General features: G+C 70.5%; 17 protein-coding genes. 5 read left to right on the top strand and 12 right to left on the bottom strand.

Translation table 11 applies throughout. The annotated features are described in order from the left end of the window. A complete protein-coding gene (locus IE242_RS19260) occupies window positions 1-360 on the bottom strand; it encodes an NADH-quinone oxidoreductase subunit A (RefSeq protein WP_189860901.1) in 360 nt (119 codons plus the stop codon). 724 nt (window positions 361-1,084) lie between these two features. On the opposite strand from IE242_RS19260, the gene IE242_RS19255 reads away from it, so the two are divergent. Then, window positions 1,085-1,924, top strand: a complete 840-nt coding sequence (locus IE242_RS19255) for a C40 family peptidase (protein ID WP_189860899.1) — start codon at window positions 1,085-1,087, stop codon at window positions 1,922-1,924. Window positions 1,925-2,035: 111 nt separating this feature from the next. Here IE242_RS19255 and IE242_RS19250 read toward each other — a convergent pair whose 3' ends face one another. Continuing rightward, window positions 2,036-3,340: a geranylgeranyl reductase family protein gene (locus tag IE242_RS19250; protein WP_189860897.1), complete on the bottom strand. Its 1,305-nt coding sequence runs from the start codon at window positions 3,338-3,340 to the stop codon at window positions 2,036-2,038. Between the two features lie 99 nt (window positions 3,341-3,439). On the opposite strand from IE242_RS19250, the gene IE242_RS19245 reads away from it, so the two are divergent. Further along, window positions 3,440-3,946 (top strand): GNAT family N-acetyltransferase, encoded by a 507-nt coding sequence (locus IE242_RS19245; RefSeq protein ID WP_189860895.1) that lies wholly within the window; start codon window positions 3,440-3,442, stop codon window positions 3,944-3,946. 120 nt (window positions 3,947-4,066) lie between these two features. Further along, entirely contained in the window at window positions 4,067-4,399 is a 333-nt protein-coding gene (locus IE242_RS19240) for a PASTA domain-containing protein (RefSeq protein WP_373299539.1), read from the top strand. On the opposite strand, the gene IE242_RS19235 is transcribed toward IE242_RS19240, so the two are convergent. The 4 genes from IE242_RS19235 to IE242_RS19220 all read right to left on the bottom strand — a co-directional run bounded on the left by IE242_RS19235 (window position 4,396) and on the right by IE242_RS19220 (window position 9,233). Continuing rightward, window positions 4,396-5,115, bottom strand: a complete 720-nt coding sequence (locus tag IE242_RS19235; protein ID WP_189860891.1) for a demethylmenaquinone methyltransferase — start codon at window positions 5,113-5,115, stop codon at window positions 4,396-4,398. The genes IE242_RS19240 and IE242_RS19235 overlap by 4 nt on opposite strands. A gap of 119 nt (window positions 5,116-5,234) precedes the next feature. Beyond that, a complete protein-coding gene (locus IE242_RS19230) occupies window positions 5,235-6,404 on the bottom strand; it encodes an acyltransferase family protein (RefSeq protein ID WP_189860889.1) in 1,170 nt (389 codons plus the stop codon). Beyond that, window positions 6,404-8,749 carry a bifunctional polysaccharide deacetylase/glycosyltransferase family 2 protein gene (locus tag IE242_RS19225; protein ID WP_189860887.1) on the bottom strand — a complete coding sequence of 782 codons (2,346 nt, stop codon included), beginning with the start codon at window positions 8,747-8,749 and terminating at the stop codon, window positions 6,404-6,406. Before IE242_RS19225 ends, IE242_RS19230 begins: the two co-directional genes overlap by 1 nt. A 19-nt stretch (window positions 8,750-8,768) precedes the next feature. After that, window positions 8,769-9,233, bottom strand: a complete 465-nt coding sequence (locus IE242_RS19220) for a hypothetical protein (RefSeq protein ID WP_189860885.1) — start codon at window positions 9,231-9,233, stop codon at window positions 8,769-8,771. Window positions 9,234-9,569: 336 nt separating this feature from the next. Here IE242_RS19220 and IE242_RS19215 point away from each other — a divergent pair, with 336 nt between their 5' ends. Continuing rightward, on the top strand, window positions 9,570-10,613 hold the full coding sequence (locus IE242_RS19215; protein ID WP_189860883.1) for a chitinase: 1,044 nt from the start codon (window positions 9,570-9,572) through the stop codon (window positions 10,611-10,613). 27 nt (window positions 10,614-10,640) lie between these two features. On the opposite strand, the gene IE242_RS19210 is transcribed toward IE242_RS19215, so the two are convergent. The 5 genes from IE242_RS19210 to IE242_RS19190 all read right to left on the bottom strand — a co-directional run bounded on the left by IE242_RS19210 (window position 10,641) and on the right by IE242_RS19190 (window position 14,736). Continuing rightward, window positions 10,641-11,090, bottom strand: a complete 450-nt coding sequence (locus IE242_RS19210) for an imidazolonepropionase-like domain-containing protein (RefSeq protein ID WP_189860881.1) — start codon at window positions 11,088-11,090, stop codon at window positions 10,641-10,643. A 35-nt stretch (window positions 11,091-11,125) separates the two neighbouring features. Next, window positions 11,126-12,325: a cyclic dehypoxanthinyl futalosine synthase gene (mqnC, locus tag IE242_RS19205; RefSeq protein ID WP_189860879.1), complete on the bottom strand. Its 1,200-nt coding sequence runs from the start codon at window positions 12,323-12,325 to the stop codon at window positions 11,126-11,128. Window positions 12,326-12,444: 119 nt separating this feature from the next. Next, window positions 12,445-13,179, bottom strand: coding sequence for a prepilin peptidase (locus IE242_RS19200; protein ID WP_189860877.1), 735 nt, complete (start codon window positions 13,177-13,179; stop codon window positions 12,445-12,447). A 28-nt stretch (window positions 13,180-13,207) separates the two neighbouring features. Continuing rightward, window positions 13,208-13,789, bottom strand: a complete 582-nt coding sequence (locus tag IE242_RS19195; RefSeq protein ID WP_189861258.1) for a DinB family protein — start codon at window positions 13,787-13,789, stop codon at window positions 13,208-13,210. 59 nt (window positions 13,790-13,848) lie between these two features. Further along, the gene (locus IE242_RS19190) at window positions 13,849-14,736 is read right to left on the bottom strand and encodes an NAD(P)-dependent oxidoreductase (protein ID WP_189860875.1); all 888 of its coding nucleotides are present in this window, start codon (window positions 14,734-14,736) and stop codon (window positions 13,849-13,851) included. Between the two features lie 150 nt (window positions 14,737-14,886). On the opposite strand from IE242_RS19190, the gene IE242_RS19185 reads away from it, so the two are divergent. Next, the gene (locus IE242_RS19185; protein ID WP_444545834.1) at window positions 14,887-15,861 is read left to right on the top strand and encodes a GlxA family transcriptional regulator; all 975 of its coding nucleotides are present in this window, start codon (window positions 14,887-14,889) and stop codon (window positions 15,859-15,861) included. Here the strand turns inward: IE242_RS19185 and IE242_RS19180 are convergent. After that, entirely contained in the window at window positions 15,848-16,120 is a 273-nt protein-coding gene (locus IE242_RS19180) for a GntR family transcriptional regulator (RefSeq protein ID WP_373299538.1), read from the bottom strand. The genes IE242_RS19185 and IE242_RS19180 overlap by 14 nt on opposite strands. Window positions 16,121-16,244 lie beyond the last annotated feature (124 nt).

Raw genomic sequence — 16,244 nt, 5'->3', positions numbered from 1 at the left:
TCAGTCCCATTCCAGGCCGCCGCGCCGCCATACGTACGCGTACGCGACGAAGACGGTGAGCACGAAGAGCAGCATCTCCACGAGCCCGAAAACACCCAGGGCGTCGAAGGAGACGGCCCAGGGGTAGAGGAAGACGATCTCGATGTCGAAGACGATGAAGAGCATCGCCGTCAGGTAGTACTTGATGGGGAAGCGCCCGCCACCGGCCGGCGTGGGGGTCGGCTCGATACCGCACTCGTAGGCCTCGACCTTGGCCCGGTTGTAGCGCTTCGGGCCGATCAGCGTGGCCATGATCACGGAGAAGATCGCAAAGCCTGCCCCGAGGGCTCCCAGTACGAGGATGGGCGCATACGCGTTCACCGCTCCTCGCTCCTCTCAGTCGGCACTGACTGCTGGCGGAAGGTTGAACCCGCCCACCCGCCCCGGCCGTCCCTCGACCCCCGTGTGTACCGGCGAAGATCGCGAACATGTGAAGCAGGTCACAAGCCCAACTGCCCCGCATCTTATGCCTGCGGGTCTGTGATCTGCGACACGGGGTACGCCAACGACTTTGTGATCTCCACCACCTGACGAAGGATCATGAAGTCGGATGAGCGGTGAGGTTCGCACGTGAAGCATCCGAATGATCACCAGCCGTGATATTCCGGCCTGTCGTGGCTGGTCATCGACGGTTGGAGGGGTGCGTCTCAATATCAAGAAGGTTCCGCTGCATGCAAATTCGCGCTGGACGGCGCGGGCTGATAGTGCGCGGTGTTCACACCGTGGGGAGAGTACGGGAGCGGATGTGAATGCGTGCGCGCGTTCACGAGCGCCGAAACTCGTGATTCCGCGCGGGGACGCGCCCCTGGCGGTAACCGTTCCGTGACCTACACCACACCGTCGGCCGCGCCCCGGAAACCGGGCTTGGCCACACGGCGCAAGCAGTGGTAAGCGCAGAGCAATTCGGGCGTAATGATGAAAACCCATGATCACAGGCTTGATCACTCGTGTCCGCAATGCCCGTTAGAGCGTCAATGAGGGGCGACACGCCCGGGGTTCGACGACCGTTTGAACAACTGTGGCGGACCACACGTTTCTTGAAGGTATGGAGGAGCCCCTGGTACCGCTTGTACCCATGTCCCACACCGCTCACATACGCAGCCACCGGAAGCCCCGCCGTGGCGCGTCGAAGATGGCGATGCGCGCCGGGGTCGCCGGTGGCATCCTCGGCACCGTGGCAGTGGCCGGAGCGTCCGCGTCGGCGAACGCCGCGGAGCCCGTGACCCAGACGCTCGAACTTCCCACGCTCACGGCGGACCTGGCGGCGCAGGTCGCCGAGTCCGCGGAGGCCACGCAGCAGGCCGCGGCCACCTATGAGCTGCAGGCCGAACGTGACGCGGCCGCCGCCGCGGCCGCCAAGCAGGCCAAGGCCGACCTCGCGGAGGCCAAGCAGAAGGCCGAGGCCAAGAAGAAGGCCGAGGCAGAGGCAGAGCGGAAGGCGGCCGCGGAGCGTGCCGCACGCTCCGCGGAGCGGACCGAGCTCACCTCGGCCTCGGCTTCCGCCTCGACCGAGGCCTCCGCGCCGGCCGGCGGCAGCGTGGCGACCGTCATCGGCTTCCTCAAGGCACAGCTCGGCGACGCCTACGTGATGGGCGCCTCCGGCCCCAACGCCTGGGACTGCTCCAGCCTCGTGCAGGCCGCCTTCCGGGAGGCCGGCGTGGACCTCCCCCGGGTCTCGCAGGACCAGTCGATGATGGGCACCGATGTCTCGCTGTCCAGCCTGGCGGTCGGCGACATCCTCTACTGGGGCGGCAAGGGCTCCGCGTACCACGTGGGCGTCTACATCGGGAACGGCCAGTACCTCGACGCCGCGAACCCGTCCAAGGGCGTCGTCATCCAGGACCTGTCCGGCTACCCGGCCTCGGGTGCGGTGCGGGTGCTCTGACAGCGCGCCTCAGACGGCCCCGACGGCCCCCTGTGACAACGGCTCGTGGCCGCCGCCCCGCGGGGCGGCGGCCACGAGCCGTCTCGGCCGGTTCCGTCCCGGCCGTCCGCGTCAGGCCTTCGGGGCCACCTTGCTCAGGCCGTTGATGATGCGGTCCATCGCGTCGCCGCCCGTGGGGTCCGTCAGGTTCGCGAGCATCTTCAGCGTGAACTTCATCAGCAGGGGGTGGGTGAGGCCCCGTTCGGTCGCGATCTTCATGATCTTCGGGTTGCCGATGAGCTTCACGAAGGCGCGGCCCAGGGTGTAGTAGCCGCCGTAGGTGTCCTTCAGGACGCGGGGGTAGCGCTGGAGGGCCATCTCGCGCTGGGCGGGGGTGGCCCGGGCGTGGGCCTGGACGATGACGTCCGCGGCGATCTGGCCGGACTCCATGGCGTAGGCGATGCCCTCACCGTTGAAGGGGTTGACCAGGCCGCCCGCGTCGCCGACCAGCAGCAGTCCCTTGGTGTAGTGCGGCTGGCGGTTGAAGGCCATGGGCAGGGCCGCGCCGCGGATCGGCATCGTCATGTTCTCCGGGGTGTACCCCCAGTCCTCCGGCATGGACGCGCACCAGGCCTTGAGGACCTCGCGCCAGTCCAGTTCCTTGAAGGAGGCGGAGGTGTTGAGCACGCCGAGGCCGACGTTCGAGGTGCCGTCGCCCATGCCGAACACCCAGCCGTAGCCGGGCAGCAGGCGGTCCTCGCCCGGCCCGCGGCGGTCCCACAGCTCCAGCCAGGACTCCAGGTAGTCGTCGTCGTGGCGGGGGGACGTGAAGTACGTACGGACCGCGACGCCCATGGGGCGGTCCTCGCGGCGGTGCAGGCCCATCGCCAGGGACAGGCGCGAGGAGTTGCCGTCCGCGGCCACCACCAGCGGCGCGTGGAAGGTGACCTCCCGCTTCTCACCGGACTCGGCGTCGCCGAGCTTGGCGTGGACGCCCGTGATGCGGCCGGTGCGGTCGTCGACGATCGGGGCGCCGACATTGCACCGCTCGTACAGCCGGGCGCCCGCCTTCTGCGCCTGCCGGGCCAGCTGCTCGTCGAAGTCGTCGCGCTTGCGGACCAGCCCGTAGTCCGGGAAGGAGGCGAGATCCGGCCAGTCGAGCTGGAGGCGGACACCGCCGGCGATGATGCGGAGGCCCTTGTTGCGGAGCCAGCCCGCCTCCTCGGAGATGTCGATGCCCATGGCCACGAGCTGTTTGGTGGCGCGGGGCGTCAGGCCGTCACCGCAGACCTTCTCGCGCGGGAAGGCGGTCTTCTCCAGCAGCAGGACGTCCAGTCCGGCCTTGGCCAGGTAGTACGCGGTGGTGGAACCGGCTGGCCCGGCCCCGACGACGATCACATCGGCGGTGTGTTCGGTAAGGGGCTGGGGCTCGGTCACGGCGGCATCTCCCCAAGACTAGAAATGTGGGTGCCGGGGGGCACGGGACATGGGCAGTCTATGCAGCGGTATTGATCACCCCGCCGAAGGGCTGTCCCTGTGAACCGAGATCTCCCCGGTGTACGTCTGCGTGTCCCCACCGACGAGGACGCCGTGGCCTGGCACCGGATCTTCGACCACCCCGAGGTCATGGAGTTCCACGGCGGCCGGTCCGCCGAGCTGTCCGTCTACGAGGAGCTGACCGCCCGCCAGCGCCGCCACGACGCCGAGCACGGCTTCTGCTTCTGGAGCATGCTCGACGAGGAGGGCCGGGTCATCGGCTTCACCGGTGCCCAGCCGTGGCCGCACGACTGGGGCGCGCAGGGCGAGATAGAGATCGGCTGGCGGCTCGCCCGGCCGTACTGGGGCAAGGGGTACGTCACCGCCGCCGCCCTCGAGACGCTGGACCGGCTGCGCGGGGCGGGAGTTCCGAGCGTCATCGCCATGGTCCTCGCCGACAACGAGCGCTCGATCGCCGTGACGCGTCGTCTCGGCATGGAGCTGGAGGAGGTCTTCACGACGCCCGCCTCCCGGCGGACGGGGCACCGCTACCGACTCGTCCTGTGACACTCGGTGACTGTCGGCCGAGAATGAACACGCACCGCTTCCGGCATCCGCCCCCACACGGTTACCCTGCCAGTACCGCTGGGGGTGACATCTGTGCGTATACCACCCAATACACCCGAAGTGCGTGTACCGCGGCTCGTCGGTCTGATGGCCATGGACGCACGCGCGACGGCCGAGGCACGAGGGGTACGGCTGGCCGCGCCCGACCGGCCCGACTTCCCCTCGGCCACCGTCGAGACCGCCGTCGACTACGTCGTACGCCAGTACCCGCGGCCGGGGACCGAGATCCCGCGCGGGGCGGTGGTCACCGTGTGGTTCGAGCACGGCGAGGGTGAGGGCGGCGGGGGCGCGGGGGTGCGCGAACCGCGCCGCACCGGTCCGCCGCCGGGCGGGCTCCGCCGCGAACTGGACGAACCGGGCGATGCGTTCCCCGTCTCGCCTGTCTTGCGCTAGCAGGCAGCCTCAGCGGGCGGCTGGGCCGCCTTGAAGCCCCGGTGCAGCGCCACCACGCCGCCCGTGAGGTTCCGCCAGGCCACCTTCTCCCAGCCGGCCGCACGCAGCCGCCCGGCCAGGGCGGGCTGGTCGGGCCAGTCGCGGATCGACTCGGCGAGGTAGACGTACGCGTCGGGGTTGGACGACACCGCCCGCGCCACCGGGGGCAGCGCACGCATCAGGTACTCGGTGTAGACGGTGCGGAACGGCGTCCACGTCGGGTGTGAGAACTCGCAGATCACGACCCGTCCGCCGGGCCTGGTCACCCGGAGCATCTCGCGCAGCGCGGCATCCGTGTCCTGCACGTTCCGCAGCCCGAAGGAGATGGTCACCGCGTCGAAGGTGTCGTCCCTGAACGGCAGCCGCGTCGCGTCGCCCGCCGTGAACGGCAGCCAGGACTCGCGCTGCTTGCCCACCCGGAGCATGCCGAGGGAGAAGTCGCACGGGACGACGTACGCGCCCGACCGGGCGAAGGGCAGCGACGAGGTCCCCGTACCGGCGGCGAGGTCCAGCACCTTCTGCGCGGGCCGCGCGTCGACCGCCCGCGCGACCTCCTTGCGCCATCTGCGGTCCTGGCCGAGGGAGAGCACGTCGTTGGTGAGGTCGTACCGTTCCGCCACGTGGTCGAACATCGAGGCGACTTCGTGCGGCTGCTTGTTCAGGGAGGCGCGGGTCACCGGCCCATTGTGGCAGTCCGGGATACGGCGGTACGGGCCGGGCACACCCGAAGCGCCCGGCCCGTACGGCACCCGCGGTGATCCGGAGGTGACCGTGGCAGCGGCCGTCACGGCGGCCGTCACGGCAACAGCCTCGGTCTCCGCTTCGCCGCCACGTCCTCCACCCATCCGCACAGCAGCACGAAGGCCCCGATCAGCACCCAGCCGACGCCGAACATGAACCACTGGCTGCCCAGCGGCAGGTACTTCTCGAACGCGGGCACCTTCCAGAACTGGTCGATCAGCGGGACGGCCAGGATCAGCGCGATCTCGTGCCACAGGTAGACCGTCACCGCGCGCGCGTTGAAGACCGTCACGATCCGGTCGAGCCTCCGGAAGCGGGCCAGCCACGCGAAGTCGACCGAGAACCGCTCCTTGGCGTACATCAGCAGCGTCACGAACCCGGCCGAGAAGAACGCCTGGGCGAGCGGGACCTCGTCGAGGTCGTACGTACCGAACTCGGCCTGGTGCGAGAAGGCGAACCAGGAGCCGAACACCAGCGCCGCGAGCGAGCCGACGACCACCGGGCCGGGCCTGAGCCGGCGCAGGACCCCGTCGCGGTGGGCGAAGCCCAGGACCCAGCAGAACAGGAAGATCGCCAGGTCGGTGAGCGTGGAGCCGAACCGGTCGTCCGGCGGTGCCCACAGGAAGTGGAAGACCGTGACCGGCACGAGGGACAGCAGCAGCACCGGCACGGGGGCCAGCCGGAACAGCTTCAGCAGCAGCGGCGAGAGCAGGACGAACCACAGGTACGTGCGCAGGTACCAGACGACCTCCCAGGCCTGCTCGCCCCACGCGTTGCCCGGCGGGTCGCCGAGCGGCACCACCCAGTAGACGATCTGCCAGCCCGGCATCCAGTCGTGGACCAGCATGGCGACGACCACGAAGACGCCCCAGAACCAGAACGGGGGCAGCAGCCGCCGCACCCGGCTGCGCAGCACCTTGGCCGCGGGACGCTCCAGGGACTTGGCCATCAGGGTGCCGGCCAGGGCGAACATGATCCCCATGGAGGGGAAGACCATGCCCGCCCAGGCCCAGCCGAAGGTGTGGTACGTGACGACGCGGACGAGGGCGACGGCGCGCAGCGCGTCGAAGTAGCGGTCGCGTCCGCCGGCCCGCCCACCCCGCGAAGGCGGTGCGCCGCCGTCCGGCACCACGCGCGGAAGCCGAGCGGTGTCGGCGACGTCGCCGGGCGGTCGGGGCACCTGGGGCCGGCCACCGACAGCGGCCCCCCTGCGATGCGACCCCATCAGCTCGCCCCCGCCGGCGTACCGACCTCACCCGTGCGCTTCAGCTTCTGCCAGCGCAGCCGGCCGCCGGTCAGGGCCGTGACGCAGGAGTGGATCAGGACCAGGTACATCATCTGCCGGTAGGCGAGCTGCTGGAGCGGCAGCATCAGCAGGTACCGGTACTTCTCCTTGTCCAGCTTGAACGCGTAGCCGGCGCAGACGAGCTGGACACCGAGCACCGCCAGCCAGGCGAGCAGCGACGCCTTGAAGTCGACGAAGATCATGGCGTACGCCGTGAAGACGTCGATCAGCGGGGCGCAGACCGGCGTGACGATCTGGAAGATCACCACCAGCGGCATGCCGACGCGGCCGAAGCGTCCCGAGGGGCCCTTGTCCGTGAGGGACTTCCGGTGCTTCCACAGCGCCTGCATGGTCCCGTACGACCAGCGGTAGCGCTGCGACCAGAGCTGCTTGAGCGAGCCGGGCGCCTCCGTCCAGGCGCGGGCGTGCTCCTGGTAGACGACCCGCCAGCCCTCGCGGTGCATGGCGATGGTGATGTCGGTGTCCTCGGCGAGGGTGTCCTCGCTCATGCCGCCGACCTGGAGCACCGCGTCCCGGCGGAACGCGCCGATCGCGCCCGGGATGGTGGGCATGCAGCGCAGCAGGTCGTACATCCGGCGGTCGAGGTTGAAGCCCATCACGTACTCGATGTGCTGCCAGGCGCCGATCATGGTGTTGCGGTTGCCGACCTTGGCGTTGCCCGCGACCGCGCCGACCCCGGGGTCGGCGAAGGGCTGCACGAGCTGGCGTACGGTGTCGGGCTCGAAGACCGTGTCGCCGTCCATCATCACGACGATGTCGTGGCTGGCGTTGCGGACGCCGTTGTTGAGGGCGGCGGGCTTGCCCGCGTTCTCCTGGCGGATGACCCGGACGTTCGTCAGGCCGAGCGAGTCGGCCGCGGCTCGCGCGATCTCGGAGGTGCCGTCCGACGAGCCGTCGTCCACGACGATGATCTCGATCGAATGGGTGCTCTTCGCCAGCGACTCGAGGGTGTTGGCGATGCACTCCTTCTCGTTGTACGCGGGCACGATCACCGTCACCGGGCGGGTGACCGGCGGTCCCCAGCTGAACCGGCGTTTGTTGCGCTTGCGGTAGTGGCGGCGGGCGAGGACCAGCATCATCCCGAAGCGGCCGATGACGGCGACACCCACGACGACGAGCCCGGCCGAGAGCGCCGGTACGACCCGCTCGGCGACCCATACGGCGGCGACGAGGGCCTTGCCCTCGTAGAGGGTGGTGCCGGTGGCGGTGCGGTGGGCGGCCTGAAGGGCGGAGGTGCTGTTCTGGCCACTGCTCTGTTCACCGCTCTGGCCGCCGCTCTGGCCGCCGCTCTGGCCGCCGCTCTGCTGCGCCGGAGCAGCGGGCTGCTGCCCCGCCGATGCTCCACCGGCCGCCTGCTGTCCCTGCTGCTGCCCCTGCTGTTCGCTGCTCTCCTCCATCGCACCGCTGATGGTGGTGAAGGTGTAGCCCTTCGCCCGCATCTTCTCGATGTACGTGCCGAGCGCCTTCACGGTCTGCGAGCGGTCGCCGCCCGCGTCGTGCATGAGGACCGACGCGCCCTCGCCGTCCTCGGGAGTGGCCCACTTGATGATCTTCGAGACGCCGGGCTTCTTCCAGTCGTCGCTGTCGGTGTCGATGAAGACGCTGGTGTAGCCCTCCTCGCCGAGCTTCTGGTAGACGGGCCAGCTGTAGTTGTCGATGGCGTCCATCTCGGAGGAGTACGGCGCGCGGAACAGCGTGGTCGTGATGCCGGCCGCGCCCGCGAGCGCGAGCTGCGTCTGCTCTATCTCACGGGTGATGCGGGCGTCGCTCTGGTACGACAGGTCCACGTGCGTGAAGGTGTGGATGCCGATCTCGTGGCCCTGGTCGACCATGTCGTCCACGATGTCGGGGTAGCGCGAGACCATCGAGCCGACCAGGAAGAAGGTCGCCGGGACGTCGTACTTCTCCAGGACCTTGAGGATCTCGGGCGTCCAGGTCGGGTTGGGGCCGTCGTCGAAGGTGAGCGCGATCGTCTTGTCGGGCACGGACTGGGTCACCGCCTGCCCGCCGCGGAAGCTCAGGATGGGGCCGCCCTCGAGGACGTCGTCGGGTACGTCACTGGAGCTGGCCCCGGAGCGGACGCGCTGGTCGCCGCCGACCTCGGCGCGCAGATAGCCGTCGAGGAGCATCACGCTGGTCAGCGCGAGCAGAAGCAGCAGGGCGAGGATGACTCGGGGTTTCTGCAGCGCCGCCGCCTTGCCGCGGGCCCGCTCGATCTTGGAGGGGGCGCGCCGGCGGCGGCGTGGAGGCGTCGTCGTGGTCATGTGTGTGGCTGCGTTCCGGTCAGTCGGCGTCGGCAAAAGCGGAGACGGATGCGGATGCGGATGCGGAAGGGGACGGAACAGCGGGGGCGCCCGAGGGCGGAGTACCGTTCGGGGCTCCGGAGGGCGCACCCGACGGGGCTCCGGAGGGGGCTCCGGAGGGGGCGACGCCGCCCTGCGGCTGCGCGCCGCCCGGCGCTCCGGCCTGCCCTCCGCCGTCACCGAAGGGGAACAGCTCGGACGGGGACGAGGAGATGCCCCAGCCCATGAAGGCCAGGCCGAGCACGACGGCGTAGCCGACGCAGACGAGACCCATGAGCATGCCGATCCGGCGCAGCCACTTGGCCCTGCGCCCGGAGTTGTCGACGAACACAGGGCCCTCCGCGGACCCGGCGGCCCGGCCGCGTTTACGGCGTCGGCCGCGCACCGGCGCGGCGGCGGAGGCGGCCTCGGGTGCGTGGTTTTCGATGACGGACTCGGATTGCATTCCCCGGATGTTAGAGATCCTTTATGTGGCCGAATCCCGGAATTACTTGTGAGTCATCCGTGAGGAACTCCGCAGCCTGTCTCTTTCCTTAGAGATTCAAAGATTGCAGGTGAGCGCCCCGCCTCGCCCGAACGCCCGGTATCTTCCGCTTCCCGTGGCGGAGTTGTCCGTTTGATGCCGGCTTTCCCATGAGAATGCTGTGCGCATCCGATCTTCGTTTGGCACAGCCGGGTGTGGTTCATTTCGGCTGCGGAAACGAACTTTGTTTCCTTCCTGAGACAGAAATCACGAGCGATCGCAGCAATGAGATCGATCACGAGAGCGGGTGCATGCGCAATGAGGAGTTTCCTGAAGCCGGCCGCCGGGCTCGTCTGCCTGGTGGCGCTGGCCTGCGCGGGCTGCTCCGCGGACACGGACGGCGACGGCTCCTCCTCCGGCTCGTCGACCGCACAGGCCCAGCCGGACCCCGGCGGTACGGGCAGCACCGGCACCCCCGAGTCGTCGTCGACGGCGTACGCGCCCTATGTGAGCGCCACGACGGCCTACGACCTGGACTCGGCGGGCTCGGCGTCCGCGTACAACCTGGCCTTCGTGATCGCGGACGGCGACGACTGCACGCCCACCTGGGGCGGTACGGCGGCGATCGACGACTCGGCCGTGACGTCCCGGATCTCGGCGCTCACGGATTCGGGGGCGACGGTGCGGGTGTCGTTCGGCGGGGCGTCGGGGACGGAGCTCGCCGAGGCCTGCGGCAGCGCGTCGGAGCTCGCCGAGGCGTACGGGCAGGCGCTGGACGCGGCCGGGGCGAGCGCGGCGGACTTCGACGTCGAGGGCGACGCGCTGACGGACTCCGACTCGATCGACCTGCGCTCGGAGGCGATAGCGCTGCTCCAGGAGGAACGGTCCGACCTCTCGGTGTCGTTCACCCTCCCCGTCATGCCCTCCGGCCTGGACGACGACAGCGTGGCCCTGCTGGAGTCCGCGAACAACCACTCCGTGCAGGTCTCCACGGTCAACATCATGACCATGAACTACGGCAGCACGTACGACGGTGACATGGGCGACTACGCGGAGACGTCCGCCCGGGCCGCCCACGACCAGCTCGCGGACGTCTTCGGGCTGTCGGACGAGGGCGCCTGGCACGGTCTGGCCCTCACCTCGATGATCGGCGAGAACGACGTGGACAACGAGACGTTCACGCTTCAGGACGCCGCGCAGGTACGGCAGTTCGCCGAAAAGAAGGGCATCGCCTGGGTGTCGATGTGGGCGTCCTTCCGCGACCGGCAGTGCGACAGCGACTCCGCCACGGACGACGCGTCCACCGACTGCAGCGGGGTGGAGCAGGAGGACGGGGCGTTCGCGGAGGCGTTCTCCGGCTGAGGCAGCCGCATCCGGGACGGAGGCGGCTCACCGCCTCCGGTGCACCAGCCGTCCCGCGCACACCGTGGCGAGACAGGCACCGGCCGCGTCGAACACGGCGAGATCGGCGCGCCCGCCCGGGACGACGGCCGTGGGCCGCGCCCGCCGGAGGACCACCACGTCGTTCCGCTCGGCGGCCGCCCGCAGTTCGGGCGTGCCCGCGTACTCCTCCAGCACCGCGACGGCACCCGACTTGAGCACCGCGTGAATGCGTTCACGCGGTGTCGGCGCGTCCGGGAGCGGGCCGTCGTGGACGCGGGCGGGCCCCAGGGTGCCCGGCCAGCGCCGTACGCGGGCGCTCGGGTAGAGCTTCAGCAGCTCGGCCAGCGTGCCCACGGCGGCCACCTGGCCGCCCTCCACGGCGACGGCGCCCTCCTTGAGGGGCTTGTCGTCGTCCCAGGCGTGCCGCAGCTCGTCCGCGGCATGGATCGTCAGCACGTCTCTAGTGAGCGTCCAGTAAGCGATACGGCGCGCTAGTTGGTGGCGATCAGCTTCAGCTCGGGGTGGGCCGTGCCGCCCTCGATGGCCGTGGACGAGATGTGGGAGACCACGCGGTCGTCGACGGGGTCGTTCGCCGGGTCGTCGTGGACGACGAGGTGCTCGTACGTCGTGGACCGCTGGGCGGGGACGCGCCCGGCCTTGCGGATCAGGTCGATGAGCTCCAGCCGGTTGGAGCGGTGCTTGGCGCCGGCGGAGGACACGACGTTCTCCTCCAGCATGACCGAGCCGAGGTCGTCCGCGCCGTAGTGCATGGAGAGCTGGCCGATCTCCTTGCCGGTGGTCAGCCAGGAGCCCTGGATGTGCGCCACGTTGTCCAGGAAGATCCGGGCGATGGCGATCATGCGCAGGTACTCGAAGATGGTGGCCTGCGTACGGCCCTTGAGGTGGTTGTTCTCGGGCTGGTACGTGTACGGGATGAAGGCGCGGAAGCCGCCCGTCCGGTCCTGTACGTCGCGGATCATGCGCAGGTGCTCGATGCGCTCGGCGTTGGTCTCGCCGGTGCCCATGAGCATGGTGGAGGTGGACTCCACGCCCAGGTTGTGCGCGGTCTCCATGATCTCCAGCCAGCGCTCGCCGCTCTCCTTCAGCGGGGCGATCGCCTTGCGCGGCCGCTCGGGCAGCAGCTCGGCGCCGGCGCCGGCGAAGGAGTCGAGGCCGGCCGCGTGGATGCGCTGGATCGCCTCCTCCACGCTCACCTTGGAGATCCGGGCCATGTGCTCGACCTCGGAGGCGCCGAGGGAGTGGATGACCAGCTGCGGGAAGGCCTGCTTGATGGCGGAGAAGTGCTGCTCGTAGTACTCGACGCCGAAGTCCGGGTGGTGCCCGCCCTGGAACATGATCTGCGTACCGCCGAGCTCGACGGTCTCCGCGCAGCGGCGCAGGATGTCCTCCAGGTCCCGCGTCCAGCCCTTCTTGGTGTCCTTGGGCGCGGCGTAGAAGGCGCAGAACTTGCACGCCGTCACGCAGACGTTCGTGTAGTTGATGTTCCGCTCGATGATGTACGTGGCGATGTGCTCGGTGCCCGCGTACTTCCGCCTCCGTACGGCGTCGGCGGCGGCGCCCAGCGCGTGCAGCGGGGCGTCGCGGTACAGGTCGAGGGCCTCTTCTGGGGTGATCCGCCCACCGGCGGCGGCGCGGTCGAGGACGGACTGGAGGTCGGCCTTCTCGGTCACCGGGGTCCCTTTCAGGTGGGTGTGGGCGGTCCAGGCCAGCGTACGCCAGCACCTCGAACCACCCGACGCCAGCCTGCGGAGGACACCGCACCTGTGGACGACACCGGCCGCCCCGCACGTCAGGCCGCGTACGCCCCGAGCAGCATCGCCACGTACGCGCCCGCGATCAGGGACGGCCCGAGCGGGTACGCCGTCCTCCGGCCGATCCTGCGCGCGACGACGAGCGCCAGCCCGTACAGCCCGCCGAAGAGGAACCCCGCCAACGTCCCCAGCGCCACGGTTCCCCACCCGTACCACCCGAGCACGGCACCGAGCCCGAGTGCGAGCTTCACGTCGCCGAAACCCAGGCCGTTGGGGTCGACGAGGAAGAACAGGAAGTACGCACCGCCGAGCACCACCGCCCCGAGCACCGCCGTGAGCCACTCCCCCGCGTGCCCGGGGACGAGGGCCGCCCCTCCCAGCAGCACCACCGCGGCCCCGGCCAGCGGCAGCGTCAGCACGTCCGGCAGCCGGTGCACCCGCAGGTCGACGAGGCCCAGCAGGACGGCGACCGGCGCGAGCGCCAGCCAGACGGCCAGCTCGGGGCGGGGGCCGGTGGCGGCGGCGAGAGTGGCGCATATCAGCGCGGTCACGAGGGCCACGGCGGCCGTGCTCGGCCCGTAGCGGGTGCCGTCCGCGCACCGGGCCGGTCCGAGCCAGCCGCCCGCGGGGCCGGTGATCGGATGCCCGGCGGGGCACGTGTCCCGCCAGCTCTCCTCCGGCTCGACCGCGAAGCGGTGGGCGGGCCGTGGCACGAGCACGCCCGCCGCACCGCCCCAGAGGGCGGCGACGGCGGTCAGCAGCGGCTCGTTCATCCGCGTCACAGTACCGATCGTCGTGCTCTCACGTCCCGTCCCAGCGCCACTCCGTTCGCCGGGGCAGCCCGGGGAGGGCGGTGCGGCCCGTGCTCCACAACAGGGTGTCGGACGGTCCGTGCCCCACGGGAGCGTCCGGGAAAAGGCGTGTCAGGACGGCCGCGGCGAGAGCGTCGGGCGGTGACCAGGCCGGACCGAGGGCGCGGGTGATGTCGTAGGTGTGGAGGGTCAGTTCGGTGATTCCCATGGCGGCGAACCCGGCGGCGTCGGAGTGACCCCACGGGTGCCAGGCACGTACCTCGGCGGCCGTGTCCCGGACCGTGGAGGTGAGGAGGGCGGCGGCGATACGCAGTCCCTCCAGGCAGTCCGGTACGGGGGCCTGAGGGTCGAGCGAGGCGAAGAGGGTGATGTAACGGTCGGTCGGGCGGGCGATGAGCAGGCCGGCGTAGCCCGTCAGCCCGAGGGCGAGATGGTCGAGGGTCTGGCGGCACGTCCAGTCGAGGCCGTGGGCGCGGCGCGACCAGTCCCGGTCGTCGGCCCCCTCGGCTGCCTCCAGAAGAGCGGCCAGACAGTCGTCGGTGGCGGCCCTCAGCAGGTCCGTCCAGGACACGGTGGGCGAGGAGGGCGGCGGGACCGGCGCGAGGCGGGCGTGGCCGGCCGGCGTCGCGGTCACTTGTCCTCCGCCGGGCTCTTCAGGACCTCGATCAGGCTGGCGTAACTGTCGGAGCCGTGGCCCGCGGCCCGCGCCCGCAGCATGGCGGCCTTCAAAAGTTCGGGCAGCGCGTTGTCGACGCCCCGGGCCGCCGCGGCGTGGATGAGATGCTCGATGGCCGCGATCTGTACGTCCACGGTGGCGTCGTCGCCCGGGTAGCGGCCGGCGTCCACCTGGGCCGCGTACCTGGTCAGGAACCCCGTCACGGCGGCGGTCAGCCAGCGGATCGCGACCGGCGTGAACTCCGTGGCGGGCGTCTTCTCCGCGCCGACCAGCGCGGTGCCGTGCAGCCAGCCGGTCATGGTGGACCACATCAGGCCGAGGAGCGCGGTGTCGTAGAGGGAGGCCAGACCGGGGTCGGTGCCCAGGTACAGGGGGTCGCCCAGCGCCGCGAGCGTCGGGCGGTGGGCGTCGAAGACGCTCCGCGAGCCGCTGTACAGGAACATCATCTCGGGGCTGCCGACGCCGGGCGGGGTGGTCATGACGGCGCCGTCGAGGTAGTCGGCGCCGTGCGACCGGGCCCACGCGGCGGCCTCGTGCGCCTGTTCCGGGGAGCCCGAGGTCAGGTTGACCAGGGTCCTGCCCGCCAGGGCGTCGGCGACGGGGTCGAGGACGGTGTGCAGGGCGTCGTAATCCAGTACGCAGGCGATGACGAGCGGGCTCGCCTCGATCGCCTCGCGGGGCGTCGCGGCCGGGCGGGCGCCCTGGTCGACCAGCGGCCCGGCCTTGCCCGCGGAACGGTTCCACACCGTCACCGGATGGCCCCGGTCCAGCAGCGCGGCGGCCAGCGCCGAGCCCATCGAGCCCAGTCCGACGACGGTGACGGCCTGCTGTTCTGCGTTCATGCCACATCTCCTTCCGCACGCCCGCACTTGACGGGTGATCACGTACCGCCCACGCTCGCAGCGCGCGGCGGACGGGAGAAGTGACACCGGTGACGGCCTCCACCAAATTCCTGCCATACCCTTCGGGGCATGAGCGCCGGTTCCGTGGCCGTGGTCGTGACCGAGGAGATGATCGGGGTCCCCTCCTGGGACCTGTACGAACTGAGCATCCCGTGCACCGTCTTCGGCAAGCCGCAGCCCGATCTGGCCGACCCCTGGTACGACCTGCGGCTGTGCGGGACCGGCGAGCGGGCGCCGGACGGTACGGCGGCGAACACCGGGCTCGTGCTCCGGACCCCCTACGGGCTCGACGATCTCGTCGGCGCCGACACGGTCATCGTGCCCTCGGTGCCCGACGCGTGCGTGGACGAGGGACAGCCGCTGCCGCCGGAACTGATCACGGCCCTGCGCCGCGCCTACGACGCGGGCGCCCGCATGGTCTCCCTGTGCACCGGCGCCTTCGCCCTCGCCGAGGCGGGCCTGCTCGACGGACGCCGCGCCACCGCCCACTGGATGCACACCGCCCAACTGGCCGAGCGTTACCCGAAGGTGCAGGTCGACGCGTCCGTCCTGTACGTCGACGACGGCGACGTGCTCACCAGCGCCGGACTGACCGCCGGCCTCGACCTGTGCCTGCACCTGGTACGCCGCGACCTCGGCGCGCACGTCGCCAACCAGCTGGCCCGCCGGATGGTGGTGCCCGCCCACCGGCCGGGCGGCCAGGCCCAGTTCATCGAGTCGTCCGTGCCCGCCAGGGACGACGAGGGCCTGGCTCCCGTACTCGACTGGGCCCGGGCCCGCCTGGACCGTCCGCTGACGATCGCGGACCTGGCGGGGCGGGCCGCGATGAGCCCGCGCACGTTCTACCGCCGGCTCCAGGCGGCCACCGGCACGACGCCCCTCCGGTGGCTCCTGGAGCAGCGCCTGGCACTGGCCCGGGAGCTGCTGGAGTCGACGGATCTCCCGGTGGAGAAGATCGGGGAGCTCAGCGGTCTCGGCACGGCGAACAACGTCCGCCATCACTTCCTGAAGCACATCGGGGTGTCGCCGAGCGACTACCGACGGGCCTTTCCTACCGCTCCTTGACGAAGGAGCCCATCCCGCGCGTGGTGATGATGAGGCCCTCTTCGCGGAGGGCGGCGGTGGCTTTGCGGACGGTCTCGCGGGCCACGCCGAACTCTGACTCGAGCTTCACCTCGGAGATCAGTCCGCGCACCGGGTATTCACCGCTGGCGATTCGCTGCCGAACCACTTCGGCGATCTGCTGCCACTTGGGCCTGGTCGGATCGAATTCGAACACAGGTGAACTGTACGTACGGCCCAGCAGGAAGTCATAGAGGCCCACCTCCCCCTGTCTCCCCCCATATGGGTAGACAGGGCCGGACACGCGGCTCTACGGTTCTCATGACAGACCCCGGCGACGGATTGCGGCCGTCCCGGGGCGTGGCCAACGCTGCTCAAGGAGCGCC

The organism is Streptomyces poonensis (assembly GCF_014650915.1).
GTDB classification, from domain to species: domain Bacteria; phylum Actinomycetota; class Actinomycetes; order Streptomycetales; family Streptomycetaceae; genus Streptomyces; species Streptomyces poonensis.
The sequence above is the reverse complement of the archived record's forward strand: the minus strand, read 5'-3'. Positions and strand labels throughout refer to the sequence as shown.